Annotated in this window: 15 protein-coding genes; 5 read left to right on the top strand and 10 right to left on the bottom strand. The window is 68.3% G+C overall.

Translation table 11 applies throughout. From position 1 onward, the window contains the following. The first annotated feature begins 332 nt into the window (after nucleotides 1-332). Nucleotides 333-1,307, top strand: coding sequence for a family 43 glycosylhydrolase (locus tag H4N64_RS07760; RefSeq protein ID WP_186281368.1), 975 nt, complete (start codon nucleotides 333-335; stop codon nucleotides 1,305-1,307). Beyond that, complete coding sequence (locus tag H4N64_RS07755; RefSeq protein WP_186281367.1) at nucleotides 1,289-2,722, top strand: family 43 glycosylhydrolase; 1,434 nt, start codon at nucleotides 1,289-1,291, stop codon at nucleotides 2,720-2,722. Before H4N64_RS07760 ends, H4N64_RS07755 begins: the two co-directional genes overlap by 19 nt. A gap of 6 nt (nucleotides 2,723-2,728) precedes the next feature. On the opposite strand, the gene H4N64_RS07750 is transcribed toward H4N64_RS07755, so the two are convergent. From H4N64_RS07750 to H4N64_RS07715, 8 genes are all read right to left on the bottom strand, one after another. Further along, the gene (locus tag H4N64_RS07750) at nucleotides 2,729-4,201 is read right to left on the bottom strand and encodes a pyridoxal phosphate-dependent aminotransferase (protein WP_186281366.1); all 1,473 of its coding nucleotides are present in this window, start codon (nucleotides 4,199-4,201) and stop codon (nucleotides 2,729-2,731) included. Nucleotides 4,202-4,327: 126 nt separating this feature from the next. Further along, nucleotides 4,328-5,473 carry an aldose epimerase family protein gene (locus H4N64_RS07745; protein WP_186281365.1) on the bottom strand — a complete coding sequence of 382 codons (1,146 nt, stop codon included), beginning with the start codon at nucleotides 5,471-5,473 and terminating at the stop codon, nucleotides 4,328-4,330. A gap of 55 nt (nucleotides 5,474-5,528) precedes the next feature. Beyond that, nucleotides 5,529-6,773: a multiple monosaccharide ABC transporter permease gene (mmsB, locus tag H4N64_RS07740; protein ID WP_186281364.1), complete on the bottom strand. Its 1,245-nt coding sequence runs from the start codon at nucleotides 6,771-6,773 to the stop codon at nucleotides 5,529-5,531. Next, nucleotides 6,770-8,320, bottom strand: coding sequence for a multiple monosaccharide ABC transporter ATP-binding protein (mmsA, locus tag H4N64_RS07735; protein WP_186281363.1), 1,551 nt, complete (start codon nucleotides 8,318-8,320; stop codon nucleotides 6,770-6,772). Before mmsA ends, mmsB begins: the two co-directional genes overlap by 4 nt. A 32-nt stretch (nucleotides 8,321-8,352) precedes the next feature. Continuing rightward, the gene (chvE, locus tag H4N64_RS07730; RefSeq protein WP_186281362.1) at nucleotides 8,353-9,474 is read right to left on the bottom strand and encodes a multiple monosaccharide ABC transporter substrate-binding protein; all 1,122 of its coding nucleotides are present in this window, start codon (nucleotides 9,472-9,474) and stop codon (nucleotides 8,353-8,355) included. 87 nt (nucleotides 9,475-9,561) lie between these two features. Further along, nucleotides 9,562-10,530, bottom strand: a complete 969-nt coding sequence (locus H4N64_RS07725) for a glycosyltransferase family protein (protein ID WP_186281361.1) — start codon at nucleotides 10,528-10,530, stop codon at nucleotides 9,562-9,564. Between the two features lie 113 nt (nucleotides 10,531-10,643). Next, nucleotides 10,644-11,657, bottom strand: a complete 1,014-nt coding sequence (locus H4N64_RS07720) for an alcohol dehydrogenase catalytic domain-containing protein (RefSeq protein ID WP_186281360.1) — start codon at nucleotides 11,655-11,657, stop codon at nucleotides 10,644-10,646. After that, entirely contained in the window at nucleotides 11,654-12,820 is a 1,167-nt protein-coding gene (locus tag H4N64_RS07715) for an enolase C-terminal domain-like protein (RefSeq protein ID WP_186281359.1), read from the bottom strand. The genes H4N64_RS07720 and H4N64_RS07715 overlap by 4 nt, the downstream gene beginning before the upstream one ends. Nucleotides 12,821-13,098: 278 nt before the next feature. On the opposite strand from H4N64_RS07715, the gene H4N64_RS07710 reads away from it, so the two are divergent. Continuing rightward, entirely contained in the window at nucleotides 13,099-13,896 is a 798-nt protein-coding gene (locus H4N64_RS07710; protein ID WP_186281358.1) for an SCO2400 family protein, read from the top strand. A gap of 82 nt (nucleotides 13,897-13,978) precedes the next feature. On the opposite strand, the gene H4N64_RS07705 is transcribed toward H4N64_RS07710, so the two are convergent. Beyond that, nucleotides 13,979-14,416, bottom strand: a complete 438-nt coding sequence (locus H4N64_RS07705; protein WP_186281357.1) for a MarR family winged helix-turn-helix transcriptional regulator — start codon at nucleotides 14,414-14,416, stop codon at nucleotides 13,979-13,981. Nucleotides 14,417-14,498: 82 nt separating this feature from the next. Between H4N64_RS07705 and H4N64_RS07700 the strand changes: the two genes are divergently transcribed. Then, nucleotides 14,499-15,521 carry an NADP-dependent oxidoreductase gene (locus H4N64_RS07700; protein ID WP_186281356.1) on the top strand — a complete coding sequence of 341 codons (1,023 nt, stop codon included), beginning with the start codon at nucleotides 14,499-14,501 and terminating at the stop codon, nucleotides 15,519-15,521. 97 nt (nucleotides 15,522-15,618) lie between these two features. Next, complete coding sequence (locus H4N64_RS07695) at nucleotides 15,619-16,038, top strand: organic hydroperoxide resistance protein (RefSeq protein ID WP_186281355.1); 420 nt, start codon at nucleotides 15,619-15,621, stop codon at nucleotides 16,036-16,038. A gap of 62 nt (nucleotides 16,039-16,100) precedes the next feature. Here the strand turns inward: H4N64_RS07695 and H4N64_RS07690 are convergent, their stop codons facing one another. Beyond that, entirely contained in the window at nucleotides 16,101-17,252 is a 1,152-nt protein-coding gene (locus tag H4N64_RS07690) for a serine hydrolase domain-containing protein (RefSeq protein ID WP_186281354.1), read from the bottom strand. Nucleotides 17,253-17,254: the final 2 nt, after the last annotated feature.

The following is a 17,254-nucleotide window of genomic DNA, read 5'->3' as shown; positions in this document are numbered from 1 at the left end:
CCACAGGGCCTCAACCCGCTGGCACCACGAACAGCTCAAGGCCGGCCTCACCGCCGTATCTCCCGAGCCGCCGAATCGCCCCGGCGGCGACTCGGCTTCCCCTGCCCCGCTACGTGGGAGCGGGCATTCACCTCGGCCCTGAAGGACCGGGCACCCTGCCCGGCAAGCAAGGTGGCTTACTCTGTGGCGCCGTTGAGGGCAGAGGCGTTTTACGGAAGTTGCTGCGCGGACCATTGACGCGCAAGGGGTTCGATTCTACGGTCCGTCCGAAGTTGCGATCAGCGTTCGAAATATCGGGCGCCCGAACTCCCCCCACCGCAAGGAGGATCCGCGTGAGCCGCACCTCTCGCAGAACCGCACTCCTCGCCCTTCCCGCAGCCGCCCTGCTGGCCCTGATCCCCTCCAGCGCGTCGGCCTACCCCAACCCCGGCACGGTCACCGGCTCCACGGTCGTCCACGACCCGACGATGATCCGCACCTCGTCCGGCCAGTACCTGCTCTACGCCACCGGCGGCGGCATGGCGAGCAAGACGTCCAGCAACCGCATCGCCTTCAGCGCCGGTGCCGACGCCTTCTCCTCCCGCCCGAGCTGGTGGTCGACGTACTCCTCCGTGCCGGAGGCCTGGGCGCCGGACATCTCGTACCACGGCGGCAAGTACCTGATGTACTACTCCGTCTCGAAGTTCGGCTCGAACACCTCGGCCATCGGGCTCGCGGGCTCCAGCACCGGCCTGCCGGGCAGCTGGACGGACTACGGCACCGTCTACACGTCCAGCTCCTCCAGCGACTACAACGCCATCGACCCGAACCTCTTCGTCGACGGCGACGGCAAGTGGTGGCTGTCCTTCGGCAGTTGGTGGACCGGGATCAAGATGATCCAGATCAACCCGTCCACGGGCAAGCAGCTCTCCACCAACACCACCCGCTACTCGCTCGCCTCCCGCCCGACCGGCACCAAGGCGGTGGAGGCGCCGTACATCGTCAAGCGCAACGGCTACTACTACCTCTTCGCCTCGTACGACACCTGCTGCGCGGGCGCCAGCTCGACGTACAAGGTCAAGGTCGGCCGCGCCACCAGCGTCACCGGGCCGTACTACGACAAGAACGGCGTGGCGATGATGAACAACGGCGGGACGCCCGTGCTGGAGTCGCACGGCCGGTACATCGGCCCCGGCGGACAGTCGATCATGAACGACGTCGACGGCGACCTGATCGTCTACCACTACTACGACGGCCAGGACAACGGCACGCCCAAGCTCGGCATCAACCTCCTGAACTGGAGCAGCGGATGGCCCGTCGCATACTGACCCTGCTGGCCGTGCTGGTCTTCGTGCTCGCCCTGGGCCAGACGCCCGCCAGTGCCGCCTCGTTCAGCAACCCCGTGAAGTCGGTCAAGGGCGCCGACCCGTGGATCTCGTACCACAACGGCAACTACTACCTGGTGACGACGAGTTGGACCGACCGGATCACCATCCGCAAGTCCACGACGCTGGCCGGCCTGGCCACCGCACCCAGCGTGCAGGTGTGGCAGGGCGACGCGGCATCGCGCTGCTGCAACATCTGGGCGCCGGAACTGCACTACCTCAACGGCCGCTGGTATCTGTACTACGTCGCCGGGCAGAACGTCTCCGACTACATCCCGACGCAGCGCACGCATGTGCTGGAGAGCGCGGGCTCCGACCCCATGGGCCCCTACACATACCGGAACCAGCTCAACTCGGCCTGGATGCTGGACCCGACCGTCGGCACGATCAACGGTCAGCTGTATCTGTTCGGCAGCGCCGGCGGAGGCACGCAGAACCTGGTCGCGGCCCGGATGTCGAACCCGTACACCCTGGCCACCGGCTTCTCCACGATCTCGACGCCGACGTACGACTGGGAACGGTCGGGCGGCACGGTCAACGAGGGCCCGGAGCTTCTCCAGCGGGGCGGCCAGACGTACCTGATCTACTCGGCGAGCGGCTGCTGGACGCCCGACTACAAGCTGGGCCAGCTGAGACTGACCGGCTCCGATCCCCTGTCCGCCTCCTCCTGGACGAAGAAGTCCACGCCGGTCTTCCAGCGCAACGACTCGGCGGGCGTGTACGGCCCCGGCCACAACGGCTTCTTCACCTCCCCGGACGGCACGGAGAGCTGGATCGTCTACCACGCCAACGACTCGGCGTCGGAGGGCTGCGACAACGGCCGTACGACCAGGGCGCAGAAGTTCACATGGAACTCCGACGGCTCCCCGAACCTCGGCACGCCGGTGGCGCTGGGCAGCAGTCTCGCGGGCCCGTCCGGTGAGCCGTCCTCGGCGTCCACGACGTACACCCTCACGAACCGCAACAGCGGCAAGTGCCTTGACGTGGCGGGTGGTTCGACGGCGGACGGCGCGAATGTCCAACAGTGGACGTGCAGCGGCGCCACCAACCAGCGCTGGCGCCTGGAGGACCTGGGCGACGACACCCACCGCCTGGTCAGCGTGGCCACGGGCAAGGTCCTGGACACGGCCGACTGCTCCTCGGCAGACGGCACGGACCTACGCCAGTGGTCCTGGCTGAACAACACGTGCCAGCGCTTCCGCTTCGTGACAACGACAGACGGCTACGTCCGCATCGTCAACCAGGCCACGGGCAAGGTCGCAGACGTGGCGAACTGCGGCACAGCGGACGGAACGGATGTCCGCCAGTGGACGTGGCTGAACAACAACTGCCAGCAGTGGCGCTTGAATCCGACCTGAGGTCGGTCATCCCATGCCGGCCGCGTTCGGCCACCCGGCATTGGGCCACCCGGTAGCCGGGGCAGGTGCAAGCCCCGGCCCGGTGGTCCCACGGACCTGCGCCGCCGTAAGCCCACCGCGGGCCGGAACACCAGGCGGCGTAGGCCCAACAGCCGCCGCCGCGGGCATGGGCGCGGGCGCAGGCACAGGCGTCGGTACGGGCGCCGCAGGCACGGGCGCCGGAACCGATACAGCCGCCGGAGGCATCGGCGCGGGCATCGGAATACCGGCACCGTTCGACGAGCCGACCAACCTGTCCACGGCCGCCGTACCCGAGCTGTAGCTGGTCCCTGTAGCCAGCTCGGGCACGGCGGCCGCTCCCCTCCTGGTCCCGTAGAGCACCTGTTCCAGGCCGGACACCAGGCGACGCACGTCCACCTGGGGGCGCACTACGAGTCTCAGGAAGCGACTGGACGAACCGATCTTGTTGCCGCACTCACGGACCAGGATCCGGTGCTCGGTGAGCAACCGGTCCCGGACGACGGTGCCTTCGGCCCCGACGGGAAGCCGCACGAAGAGGAAGTTGCCCTGGGAGGGGTAGACGGTGAGGCCGGGGAGGGCAGCCAGTTGGCTCGCCATGTCCAGACGGTCCCGGCGCACCTGGTGCAGGCTCTCCGCGTACTCCGGACCATGGTTCTTCAGCATGAACACCACGTGCTCGGCGAAGGCGTTGAGGTTCCACTTGGGGAGCATGGAGCGGACCCGCCCCGCGAGCGCCGGGTTGGCGACCAGATACCCGAACCGTATGCCGTGCAGGCCGAAGTTCTTGCCGAGACTGCGCAGCACGATGACGTTGGGCCGCAGCATCGCCTCTTGCACGACCGACGGCTCGGCCTCCGCGTCGGCGAACTCCAGGAACGACTCGTCGATGACGACGAGGTCGAGGTCGGCCATGGCGTCCATGAACTGCACGATCGCGTGCCGGTGCAGAAAGCCGCCGTCGGGGTTGTTGGGGTTGCAGATCACGGCGACACGCGTGCCGCGGGCCCGGATGAACTCGGCGTACTGCGCGAGGTCGAGGGCGAAGCCGCTGGACTCCTGGAGCGGGAACATGTCGACCCGCTTGCCGGTCTCCATGGGCTGGTCGGTCCAGCGGCCGAAGGTGGGGACGGGGATGGCGAGGGATTCACGGACCAGCAGGTGGTCGATCCAGGTGATCAGCTCGGTCGAGCCGTTGCCCATCGCGACGGCCTGCGGGGGGAGTTGGAGGAGGTTGCACAGCTCGGCCGTGATCGTGTCGGCGCTGCTGGGGTAGTACGTGATGATGTCGCGCAACCGGCCCGCCATGTCGTCGAACATGGCGGGCGTGGGGAAGTACGGGTTGCACGGGATGCAGAAATCGATCGGACCGCCCCCGTCACCGCCTTCACGGGCCAGCGCGGCCATCGAGGGGCTGTGCGCCGCCGTGCTGCGGAACAGCGAGGTGACGTTCTCAGCCAAGGCAACCTCCGTCTGTGGGTGGCCCGTGCGGGGGAGCACGGGCCACCCTTAGGTACGGATGCCTGTGAGGCGCTGTTCAACCCCTGTGAAATTGTCGGGTAGTTGTGAACGCGCTATGACACAGGGTCACGCGCTGAACGAGTGCACCGTGGTCGTCCGGTACGTCTGCCCAGGTCGCAGCGTTGTGGACGGGAACGACGGCTGGTTCGGCGAGTCCGGGAAGTGCTGCGTCTCCAGGCACAGCGCGTCGCCCTGACGGTAGATGGAACCGCCGGGGCCGACGAGGGTGCCGTCGAGGAAGTTGCCCGAGTAGAACTGCAGGCCCGGCTCGGTCGTGGCGATCTTCAGGGTGCGGCCGGAGGAGGGGTCCCGCAGGGTCGCCACCCACTCGGGCTTCGCCGTGCTGCCCTTGTCCAGCACCCAGTTGTGGTCGATGCCCTTGCCGTACAGCAACTGCTGGTGCGCGACCCGGATGTCCTCGCCGACGGTCTTGGTGCGGCGGAAATCGAAGGGAGTGCCGGCCACCTTCGCCAACTCCCCCGTGGGGATCAGCCCCGAGTCGACCGGCGTGTAGCGGGAGGCGGCGATGGACAGCTCGTGGTCGTAGATGGTGCCGCTCGACTCGCCGGCCAGGTTCCAGTAGACGTGGCTGGTGAGGTTGACGACGGTGGCCTTGTCGGTGGTGGCCTCGTAGTCGATGCGCCAGTCGCCGGAGCGGGTCAGGGTGTACGTCACCTTGGTCTTCAGCGTGCCGGGGTAGCCCATCTCGCCGTCGACGGAGGTGTAGTGGAGGTACAGGCCGACGTCGGAGCCCTTGGTGAACGGCTCGATGTCCCAGACGACCTTGTCGAAGCCCTTGGACCCGCCGTGCAGGCTGTTCTCGCCGTCGTTGACGGACAGCTGGTAGGCCTTGCCGTCCAGGGTGAACCTGCCCTTGCCGATGCGGTTGCCGTACCGGCCGATCAGGGCGCCGAAGTAGGGGCTGGAGGAGACGTAGTCCTCGATGTTGTCGAAGCCCAGCGAGACATTGGTGCAGCGGCCGTGCCGGTCGGGGATCTCCAGGGACTGGACTATGCCACCGTAGGAGAGGACCTTCAGCCGGGTCCCTCCGTTCTCCAGGGACCAGCTGTAGATCTTCGTGCCGTCGGCGAGCTTGCCGAAGAGCGACTTCACCGGCTTGTGTCCCCCTGTGGCATGTGCCGTGCCGCTCATCGCGGCGGTGACACCGGCGGCTGCCGCCCCGGCGATGACGGTACGTCTGCTCAGTTCCATGTTGCGGCTCCTGCAAAGGAAGCGGGCCCCGCCTTGAGGCGGGGCCCGAGCTGACTTACGAACCGACCTTGCGCTTGTTCCACACGTCGAATCCGACCGCCGCCAGCAGCACAAGTCCCTTGATGACCTGCTGCCAGTCCGTGCCGATGCCGACGAGGTTCATACCGTTGTTCAGCACGCCCAGGACCAGACCGCCGATGATCGCGCCGAGCACCGTGCCGACACCGCCGCTCATCGACGCGCCGCCGATGAACGAGGCGGCGATGGCCTCCAGCTCGAAGTTGAGGCCGGCCTTGGGCGAGGCCGCGTTGAAGCGGGCGGCGAAGACCAGACCCGCCAGGGCCGCGAGCATGCCCATGTTCAGGAAGACCAGGAAGGTGACCTTCTTGTCCTTCACACCCGACAGCTTGGCCGCGGGCAGGTTGCCGCCGATGGCGTAGATGTGGCGGCCGATGACCACGTTGCGCATGACGTAGCCGAAGCCGACCAGCAGCACACCGAGGACCAGCAGGACGTACGGGGCGCCCTTGTAGCTGGCGAGCAGCATCGTCAGCGTGAGGATCGCCGCGCCGATCGCGACCAGCTTCAGCAGGAAGAGGTTGAGCGGCGGGACGTCCAGCGAGAACTCCTGCTGGCGGCGCCGGTCACGGAACTCCTGGAAGATCACGAACGCGATCAGTCCGAGACCGAGCAGCAGGGTGAGGTTGTGGTAGTTGGTGTCCGGGCCGATCTCGGGCATGAAGCCGTTGGAGACCTTCTGCAGGCCCTCCGGGAACGGGCCGAGGGTCTGGCCCTCCAGGAAGATCTCGGTCAGACCGCGGAAGATCAGCATGCCCGCGAGGGTGACGATGAAGGATGGTATGCCGCCGTAGGCGATGAAGAACCCTTGTGCCGCGCCCGCGACGGCGCCCATGGCCAGACACAGCACCACGGCCACCGGCCATGGCAGGTCGTTCTTCACCATGAACACCGCGGCCATCGAGCCGATGAACGCCGTCAGTGATCCGACCGACAGGTCGATATGGCCCGCGATGATGACCAGCATCATGCCGATCGCGAGGATCAGGATGTAGCTGTTCTGCAGCACCAGGTTGGAGACGTTGCGCGGCAGCAGCAGGTCGCCGTCGGTCCACACGGCGAACAGCACCACGATCAGACCGAGGGCGATCAGCATGCCGTACTGCCGCATATTGCGGCGCATGCCGTCCACCACCAGGTGGAGCAGTCTGTCGCCGGTGGCCGAACCGCCCTTGCCGGGCGGCGCCGGGGCCGGCGTCTTGGCGGTCACATCCGTGCTCATCGGGATACCTCTTTGTCCTTGGTCATCTGACGCATCAGTGATTCCTGCGAGGCCTCGGCCCGCGAGAACTCACCGGTCAGCCGCCCCGCGGCCATCGTGTAGATGCGGTCACACATGCCGAGCAGCTCCGGCAGCTCGGAGGAGATGAAGACGACCGCCTTGCCCTGGGCGGCCAACTGGTCGATGACGGTGTAGATCTCGTACTTGGCGCCGACGTCGATTCCGCGCGTCGGCTCGTCCAGGATCAGCACATCGGGACCCGCGAAGATCCACTTGCTGAGGACGACCTTCTGCTGGTTGCCGCCGGACAGCTTGCCCACCGGTTCGAAGACGGTGGGCGCCTTGATGTTCATGGACTTGCGGAACTCTTCGGCGACTTGCCGCTCCTCGTGCTCGTCCACCACGCCCCGCTTGGCGACCTTGCCCAGAGCGCTGAGCGAGATATTGCGGTTGATGGTGTCGATGAGGTTGAGGCCGTAGTGCTTACGGTCCTCGGTGACGTAGGCGATACCGTTCCTGACCGCCTCGGGGACGGTCTTCGTACGGATCTCCTTGCCGTCCTTGAGGACCGTGCCGCCCGCGTACCGGCCGTAGGCGCGGCCGAAGACGCTCATCGCGAGTTCGGTGCGGCCCGCGCCCATCAGACCCGCGATGCCGACGATCTCCCCGCGCCGCACCTGGATCGACACATCGTCGACGACCTTGCGCTGCTGGTCGATCGGATGGTGCACGGTCCAGTTGCGGATCTCCAGGGCCGGGGCCGCGCCCTCCTCCGGCTGGTGCGGAGTGCGGTCGGGGAAGCGGTGCTCCAGGTCCCGGCCGACCATCCCGCTGATGATCCGGTCCTCGGTGGTCTCCTCGGCCTTCACATCGAGGGTCTCGATGGTCCGGCCGTCGCGCAGGATCGTCACCGAGTCCGCGACCTTGCGGATCTCGTTGAGCTTGTGGCTGATGATGATCGAGGTGATGCCCTGCTTCTTCAACTCCAGGATCAGATCCAGGAGTTTGCCGCTGTCCTCGTCGTTCAGGGCCGCGGTCGGCTCATCGAGGATGAGCAGCTTCACCTTCTTCGAGAGCGCCTTCGCGATCTCCACGAGCTGCTGCTTGCCCACGCCGATGTCGGCGACGCGGGTGTCGGGGTGGTCGCTCAGACCGACCCGGCGCAGCAGCTCGGTGGCGTGCCGCAGCGTCTCGGTCCAGCTGATGATCCCGCGGGTGGCGTGCTCGTTGCCGAGGAAGATGTTCTCGGCGATGGAGAGGTAGGGGATCAGCGCCAGTTCCTGGTGGATGATCACGATGCCGTGATGCTCACTGGCCCTGATGTCCTTGAACTCGCAGACCTCTCCCTCGAAGAGGATCTCGCCCTCGTACGTGCCGTGCGGGTGGACGCCGGAGAGGACCTTCATCAGGGTCGACTTGCCGGCGCCGTTCTCCCCGCAGATGGCGTGGACCTCGCCCTGCCGGACGGTCAGAGTGACGTCCGACAGCGCCTTGACGCCGGGAAAGGTCTTGACGATCGAGCGCATTTCCAGGACGGGTCCCGCCATGGTCGTGCCTTCCAATCAGTGGGTGTCGGCGGTTACTTGAGGTCGCTTTCCTTGATGTAGCCGGAGTCGACGACGACCTTCTGGTAGTTGGCCTTGTCGACGCTGACCGGCTCCAGCAGGTAGGCCGGGACGACCTTCGAGCCGTTGTCGTAGGTCTTCTCGTCGTTGACCTCGGGCTTCTTGTCGTTGAGCACCGCGTCGACCATGTTCGAGGCCACCTTGGCGAGCTCGCGGGTGTCCTTGTACACGGTCATCGACTGCTCGTCCGCGATGATCGACTTCACCGAGGCGACCTCGGCGTCCTGGCCGGTGACGATCGGCAGCGGCTTGGACTTGGAGCCGTAGTCGTCGGACTTCAGCGCCGAGAGGATGCCGATGGAGATGCCGTCGTACGGCGAGAGCACCGCGTCGACCCGCTCGGACTTGTAGGCCGAGGTGAGGATGTCGTCCATGCGCTTCTGGGCGGTGCCGCCGTCCCAGCGCAGGGTGGTGACCTGGGTCAGCTCGGTCTGGCCGGAGCGGACGACGAGCTGCTTCTTGTCGATGTAGGGCTGCAGGACGTTCATCGCGCCCTGGAAGAAGTAGCGGGTGTTGTTGTCGTCGTTGGAGCCGGCGAACAGCTCGATGTTGAAGGGGCCCTTCGACGACGAACCAGCGCCGTCCTTCAGTCCGAGCTTCTCGACGATGTAGGTGGCCTGGAGCTCGCCGACCTTCTCGTTGTCGAACGACGCGTAGTAGTCGACGTTCTCGGTGCCGAGGATCAGGCGGTCGTAGGAGATGACCGGGATGTCGGCTTCCTTGGCTTGCTGGAGCACGTTGTTCATCGACTTGTTGTCGATGGCCGCGACGATCAGCGCCTTGACGCCCTGCGTGATCAGGTTCTCGATCTGCCCGACCTGCTGGTCGGGGTCGTCCTCGCCGTAGACCAGCTTGGTCTTGTAGCCCATGTCCTTGAGGTGCTTCTCGACGTTGTTGCCGTCGGCGATCCAGCGCTCGGAGGACTTGGTCGGCATCGCGATGCCGATGGTGGCGCCTTCGGTGCTTCCCTTGCCCTCCTCGCTGCCGCCCTCACTGTCCTGACCGCAGGCGGTCAGGGTCAGGGCGAGGGAGGCGGCGGTGGCTATCGCGGCGAGAGCGGCTCTGCGGTTGCGCATGGTCATCTTCCTTGATGTCTCAGCACGGCTGGGTGTGTGGGATTCTGTTTGACTACGTCGCCTTGTGTGAAGAGGGCGCCGAAACCTTTATGAATATGTTTCGAAACGTCGGAGATCGCCGGGAAGCCGCGAGCCGAGCGGAGCCATGTCCCCGTCGACCCCGTGCCGGGCGAGCAGGTCCAGAGCCAGCCGGCCGCGCCGCACGCGCTCCTTGGCGGTGGCCAGGGTGACCTCCCGCAGGTGGTGGCCGTACGGGTAGATCGCGGGGGCCTTGGACAGGCCGAACTTCAGATAGAGCGGTGCGCCGCGCCGGATCAGCTCGGCGACCTCGTACATCCGGACGTAACCGCCGAGGTCGTCGGGGGCTTCGATGTACATGTCCATGGGGGTGGCGGAGATCCGCCGGATCTCGGTGAGGTGGTCCAGTGTCAGATCGCTGGGCACGTTGATCGAGTCGGCGCCGAGCCGCTCGTAGACGGCGTAGGCGGCCGGGTTGACCGGGCCGATCAGCGCGCTCACCTTGAGCGTCGTGTCGGCCGGGAGGATCCCGGCGGCCCGTGCCCGGTGCAGCGTCCACAGCACGCCCTCGTCGGCGACGAGGAGGCACTTGACGCCCAACTCCGTTGCCCGGACGGCGTCTTCGACGCATCCGGCGACGGCGTCGTGGCCCCGGGCGCGCAGTCCGGCGCCCCGGGAGTCGGTGCGGGTGGAGCCGCCGATGTCCCAGGTGCCGCGCGGGCCCGTGAACAGGCAGAGCTCGATGTCGCGCTCACCGGTCGCCTCGACCATCTCGGTGATCTCGGCGTCGGTGAGCATCCACACGCCGCTGCCCTGGCTGATCCGGTGGATGGGAACGTCCAGCCGCGAGGCTTCCTTCAGGACAACCGCCAGCGCTTCGGGACCCTCGCACGAGGGGATCTCGGTGCGCCAGCGGCCGCCGCCCGGGAAGGCGTGGGGCGAGGCGTCGGCGGGGGAGAGGTCGGGCGCGCCCAGGCCGAGGGCGGCGAGCGCCTGCTCACCGGGTCGACGGGCTGCCGTGGCGGAAGCGTCGGTCACAAGCTGTCCTTCTTGTTCGGTATTTCGGACGAAGTTCGCGGCTCTGGGTGGGAAAAGGCTTTGGGTGTACGCCGGTACGGGAGCCGTCAGGTTGCTCCCGTACCGGCGTACGTCTAGGGGCGAAGGAGGACCTTGCCGACCTTCGGATCACCGGAGCCGACGAGCTCGATCGCCTGCGGGAACGCGTCGAGCGGCAGCTCGTGCGTGACGAGCGGCAGCGGATCGAGCAACCCGGCCGCGAACACCCGGACCGTGTGCGCCCAGGCGTCCGGCGGTGCCCCGAAGACGGTGTGCACCTCCAGCTGCCGTACGACCAGGTCCGTCGGGTCCAGGCCCTCGGCGCCCGGCGCCGGGATGCCCGTCAGGACCAGGCGTCCGCCGCGCCTGAGCAGCGAGGCGGCGGTGCGTGCGGCGGACGCGGACCCGGCGGTCTCGATGACGACGTCGAAGTCGTCCGGGAGCGCTGGACTTTCGGCGTTCTTCGTACGGAAGTCGGTGGCCCCGAAGTCCCTCGACAGCGCCTCCCGGTCCCGCCGGGTGCCCACCACCAGCAGCTCGCCCGGCGATCCGGCCCGCAGGAACTGCACGGCGAACATGCCGAGCGTCCCGGTGCCGACCACCGCGACCCGCTCGCCGGGACGGGCGTTCGCCTTGATCGCCGCGGCGGCGATACAGGCGGCCGGCTCCAGCAGGGCGGCGGCCGTCAGATCGCAGTCGTCCGGCAGCGCGTGCAGCAGCCGGGCCGGCAGGGTGAGCGTGGCCGCCATCGCGCCGGGCTGGGTGAACCCGGTCTCCTCGTACCCGGCGGTGCACAGCGTGGTCTCACCGGCGTGGCAGCGGTCGCAGACCTGGCAGTTGCGGAACCCCTCACCGACGACCTTGCGGCCGACGAGGGAGCCGGGAACTCCGGCGCCGACCGCCTCGACCGTTCCCGACCATTCGTGGCCGGGGGTGAGCGGGTAACGGACGTACCCCTCGGGCCGGTTGCCCTGATACACCTCGCGGTCGCTGCCGCAGATGCCGACCGCGTGGACGCGCACCAGCGCCTCCCCGGGGCCGGGCTCGCGCGGAGTGTGCTCGGCCAGCCGGTGCTCGCCGGGCGCCTCGATGACAACGGCGGTGCTCACTGCTCGGTGCCCTTCGGCTTGCGCTGCTCCCAGCCCTCGGCCCACAGGTCGAACCGGGCCTGCTGCTGCGGGAACTCGGCGGCGGCGTCGGCGTCGAACTCGACCCCGAGGCCGGGGGCGTCGGAGAGGTGGAAGCAGCCGTCCTCCGGGTTCACCTGCGGGGCGCCCTTGACGACCTTCTTGATTTCCGCGTCCGCGAAGTCGTTGAAGTGCTCAAGGATCTTGAAGTTGGGGGAGGTGAAGCCGACCTGGAGGGAGGCCGCGGTGAGGACGGAGCCGCCGACATTGTGCGGAGCGACCAGCATGTAGTGGGTCTCGGCGGTGGCGGCGAGCTTGCGCGTCTCCCAGATGCCGCCGATGTGGCCGACGTCGGGCTGGATGATGTCGACGGCCTGGCTCTCGAAGAGCTCACGGAACTCGATCCGGTCGTGGATCCGCTCACCGGTGGCGACCGGGATGTCGACCTTGGCGGCCACCTTCTCCAGCGCCTTGAGGTTCTCCGGCGGGCAGGGCTCCTCCAGCCAGGCCGGCTTGAAGGGCGCGAGCTCGTGCGCGAGCCGGACGGCGGTCGCCGGCGAGAACCGGCCGTGCATCTCCAGCATCAGCTCGGCGTCGGGCCCGATGGCGTCGCGCACGGCCTCGATCAGCGACACGGCGTACAGGGTCTGCTCGTGGTCCAGCTCGAAGTGCCCGGTGCCGAAGGGGTCGATCTTGAGCGCCTTGTACCCGCGCTGCATGACGCCCTGAGCGGCCTTGTGGTACGCCTCCGGAGTCCGCTCGGTGGTGTACCAGCCGTTGGCGTACGCCTTGACCTTGTCGGTGACCTTGCCGCCGAGCAGCTGCCAGACCGGCACCCCGAGCGCCTTGCCCTTGATGTCCCAGCAGGCCATCTCGATGACGGCGATACCGGACATCACGATCTCACCCGCGCGGCCGTAGTCGCCGTACTTCATACGGCGTACGAGGTCTTCCGTGGCGAACGGGTCGGAGCCGAGGATGTGATTGGCCTCGGCCTCCCGCAGATAGCCGATCAGTGCGTCGGTGTGGCCCAGCATCCGGGTCTCGCCGACTCCCGTGATTCCCTCGTCGGTGTGCACCTGGACGTAGGTCAGGTTGCGCCACGGCGTTCCGACCACGTGTGTGCTGATTCCGGTGATGCGCACGGCAGTTGTCCCTTGCTGCGTCGTCGGCCCATTGCGTGTGTTCGAAATTTCGACACACGTTCGAAATGCTGACGTGACAGTAGGGAGGGGGTGGCTGGAGTGTCAATGGGTCGAACGCATAACGGTTTCGACACCGCTTTCGACACGGCTTTCGGTGCGGCATCGGTGACGGATGGGGCGTATACCTCAACCAGCGTGCTGGAGGGGGTAGTTCCGCACACAATTTTCACAGGCGGCCCTATGAACGTTATCTGTGCGGAACTTAGTCTTCCCGCGTCATGGACTACTGCCACCCGTGCCGACGGCACCTGAATGGCGCCCTCGCCTGCCCGGGCTGCGGCGCGCCGGTCGAAGATCTCCGCACGTACGCGAGCGAAGAGGCGTCGCGTACGGCTCCGTACGAGGCATACGACGAAGCCGAGCGCGAGCCGGAGCCGGTCGAGGTGGGTGCGGCCGCGGAGGCCGCGCGCCCGGGAGGCCGGGCGGCGAGCCGTCGGGCGGCCCAGGGGCGGCGTGGACGTGGCGAGGACGACCTTCAGCCCGAGGGCGAGGAGACCGCCCCTGAGGGCGGCACGGGCACCAGCCGCCGCGACCGCAAGGCGGCGGCGCATCGGCGCCGCAGGCGCCGCACCCTGATGATCACGGCGGGCTTCGTGCTCGCCGCCGGCGGCCTGAGCCTCGCCGAGCTGGGCCTGGACGCCCCCGGTTCGTCCCCCGCGAACCCGGCCGCGGCGGGCGATGTGTCGGCGGACGATGACGCGGAAGCCGGCGCGGGTGAATCGGAGGAGCCGACCAGCGACGTGACGGACACGGCGACGGGCGCGGCATCCCCCGACGCCTCCGCGTCCCCGTCGCCGTCGAAGTCCGAGAAGGACAAGGAGTCGGAGAAGCCCGAGGACAAGCCGACGAAGGAGACGCAGTCGTCGGCGACGGGCGGCGGAGCCCCGGACGCGACGGCGGCCCCGGAGCCCACGAAGGAGGACCCGGCCCCGACACCGACGCCGGATCCGACGACGGCGGTCCCGAACCCGGAGCCGTCGGAGACGTGCACGCGCTTCCTCTGGTGGTGCAGCTAAGCGCTCCGTTGGAAGTGCCGCGATATGCCGTCGGTTCGCTGCCGAACCGTAGTGGACTTGACCCGACCTGCTTAGCCGCAGGCTATGACTCCAGCATCCGCCGCAAAAGATCCCGCAGAGACAGCCGTTCGTCCTCGGAGAGCCCCGCGAGCGGCTCCCGGGCGAACCGAAGAGACTCCCGCAGGCTACGAGCCACCCGCCGCCCCTCCGCCGTAGCGGCCGCGACCTTCACCCGCCGATCCGCGGGATCAGGCCGCCGCTCGACCAGCCCCCGTGACTCCAGCCGATCCACGATCCCGGTCACATTCGACGGCTCGCACTTGAGCCGCTGCGCCAGCTTCCGCATCGGCAACGGCTCCAGCGACAGCAACCCCAGCAACCGGGCCTGTGCCCCGGTCAGCGCATGCTCGGCGGCGGCGTCCTCGTACTCCTCGTGATACCGCGCCACAACGGACCCGATGAGGTCGACGACCTCCAAGGTCAGCTCATCGGGGCGGTGGGTCTTGTGCGGTGTGGCCATGGGATCCAGCGTACTTGACATCCTGAAATATTCAGGCGCATGGTTGTTTCACGTACTGAAGTATTCAGGAAGGTCACCCGCCATGTCCGAGTCCCCCGCCCTCCCCGCCGTCAGCCGCGAGTGGCACCTGCTCAGCCGCCCGGTGGGCTGGCCGAAGCCCGAGGACTTCGCGCTGGTGGAGGCGGAGATCCGGCAGCCCGGGCCGGACGAGGTGCTGGTGCGGAACGCCTACCTCTCGGTCGACCCGTACATGCGCGGCAGGATGAGCTCCGCCAAGTCCTACGTCGCCCCCTTCGAACTCGGCAAGGTCATGCAGGGCGGCGCCGTCGGCGAGGTCATCGCCTCCAACATCGACGGCATCGCCCCCGGTGACCACGTCCTGCACTTCGGCGGCTGGCGCGAGTACGCCACGGTCGGCGCCGGCCAGACGGTCAAGGTCGACGCGAACGCCGCGCCTCTGTCGACGTACCTCGGCGTCCTCGGCATGACCGGCCTCACCGCCTACGCCGGCCTGCTGCGCACCGCCGCCTTCAAGGAGGGCGACTCGGTCTTCGTCTCCGGCGCCGCGGGTGCCGTGGGCAGCCAGGTCGGCCAGATCGCCAAGCTCAAGGGCGCCTCCCGGGTCATCGGCTCGGCCGGCTCCGACGAAAAGGTCAAGCTGCTGGTCGAGGAGTACGGCTTCGACGCGGCCTTCAACTACAAGAACGGCCCGGTCGGCGAGCAGCTGCGCGCCGCCGCCCCCGACGGTGTCGACGTCTACTTCGACAACGTCGGCGGTGACCACCTGGAGGCGGCCATCGGCCTCCTCAATCGGGGCGGCCGGATCGCCGTCTGCGGCATGATCTCGGTCTACAACAACACCGAGGCCGCCCCCGGCCCGCGCAACCTCGCCCGCCTGATCCAGACCCGCGGCCGTATCGAGGGCCTCCTGGTCGGCGACCACTACGACCTCCAGCCGCAGTTCGTCCAGGAGGTCGGCCCCTGGGTCGCCTCGGGCGCGCTGAAGTACCGCGAGACGGTCGTCGAGGGCATCGAGAACAACCTGGAGGCCTTCCTCGGGGTTCTGCGCGGCGACAACACCGGGAAGATGATCGTCAAGCTCTGAACCTTCCCCGCTGTTTCCGGCATGCGGTAACTTCTTTCCGAAACCGTCGTCGATCGTGGGCGCGAGTCGCGGCGGACCGAGGAGGAGAAGACACCGCATGCCGATTCAGCAGTCCGACGTCCTGTACACCGCCGTGGCCACCGCGGAGAACGGCCGCGACGGCCGCGTGGCCACCGACGACGGCAAGCTCGACGTCATCGTGAACCCGCCGGCCGTGATGGGCGGCAGCGGCGCCGGCACCAATCCGGAGCAGTTGTTCGCCGCCGGCTACAGCGCCTGCTTCCAGGGCGCCCTCGGCGTCGTCGCCCGCCAGGAGAACGCCGACATCACCGGCTCGACCGTCACCGCGAAGGTCGGCATCGGCAAGAACGACGACGGCTTCGGCCTGATCGTGGAGATCTCCGCGAGCATCCCGAACGTCGACGCGGAGACGGCCCGGAGCCTGCTCAAGAAGGCCCACGAGGTGTGCCCGTACTCGAAGGCGACGCGGGGCAACATCACAGTGACGCTGGTCTGAGGTCGCTCGTTGTGTACGACGAAGGCCGCACCCTTGGACGTGGGGTGCGGCCTTCGCCTGTGTCAGACGGCCAGTGCCGCCGTGTGTACTGCCCGCACCAGCCGTACGTTCTCCGGTGCCGCACCGCCCGGGAACGCGCAGCGGCGCCTGGTGTAGCCGTAGGCCAGGCCGCTGCGGGGGTCGGCGAAGGCCTGGGAGCCGCCCGCTCCGCTGTGGCCGAAGGTGCCAGCGCCGAGGAAGGGGTACCAGACGTCCGCCGTCGCCTGGAATCCCAGGCCGAACGCCTTGTGCGCCCGGGCCACCAGGTCGTAGCCCACGGAATGGATCTGGCCGAACTCGGCGATCGTGTCCGGCTTCAGCAGCGGCGGCCGCCCGTCCACCTCACTGAGCGCCGCCGCGTACATCCCCGCGAGCCCGCGCGCGGCGGCCACCCCGCCCGCCGAGGCGGGGCCCTTGGCGCGCACGGTACGGGAGTTGGCGTGGTCCACCAGCTCACCCGGCTCCGGCACATGCGTGTTGAAGGCGATCGAGGAGAGCGTGTGCGGACCGGTCATCGTCGCGTTCAGCAGCGCCTGCTGTTCCGGCGTCGGAGCCATCGGCTGGACCGAGCGGAAGCGGGGTTCGAGGGCGGCGGGCAGGCCCAGGAAGAAGTCCAGCCCGTACGGCGCGCGCACCCGCTCCTCGTACACCTCCTGGAGCGTACGGCCCGTGGCCCGGCGGACCACCTCGCCGGTCAGCGCCCCGATGACCAGGGCGTGATAGCCGAAGGCGGTGCCGGGACGCCAGAACGGCCGCTGGTCGGCGAGCCGCTCGGCGATCACCCGGTCGTCGGCCAGCTCCTCCGCGGAGAACCCGGCGTCCAGGCCCACAAGACCGGCCCGGTGCGCGAGCAGATCGCGCAGCGTCAGCGCGCCCTTGCCCTCGGCCCCGAACTCCGGCCAGTAGTACGTCACCCTGCGGTCCAGCTCCAGGGTGCCGTCCTGCACCAGCAGGGCGACCACGAGATGGGCGGCTCCCTTGGTCGACGAGAACACGCCGTACAGCGACTCCGCGTCGGCGCCTTCCCCCGTCCACAGGTCGACGACCCTGCGGCCGTGCACGTACGCGCACAACTGTCCTTCGTAGTCGGGCCGTGTCTCGGCCACGAAGGCGGCGAACTCCTCGCGCACCGCCTCGAACCCGTCCGCGACGGTGCCGTGGATCTCCAGCGTCATCC

Source organism: Streptomyces cupreus (assembly GCF_014257025.1).
GTDB lineage: Bacteria > Actinomycetota > Actinomycetes > Streptomycetales > Streptomycetaceae > Streptomyces > Streptomyces cupreus.
Note: the sequence above shows the minus strand (reverse complement) of the source record. Positions and strands in the feature narration are given on the sequence as shown.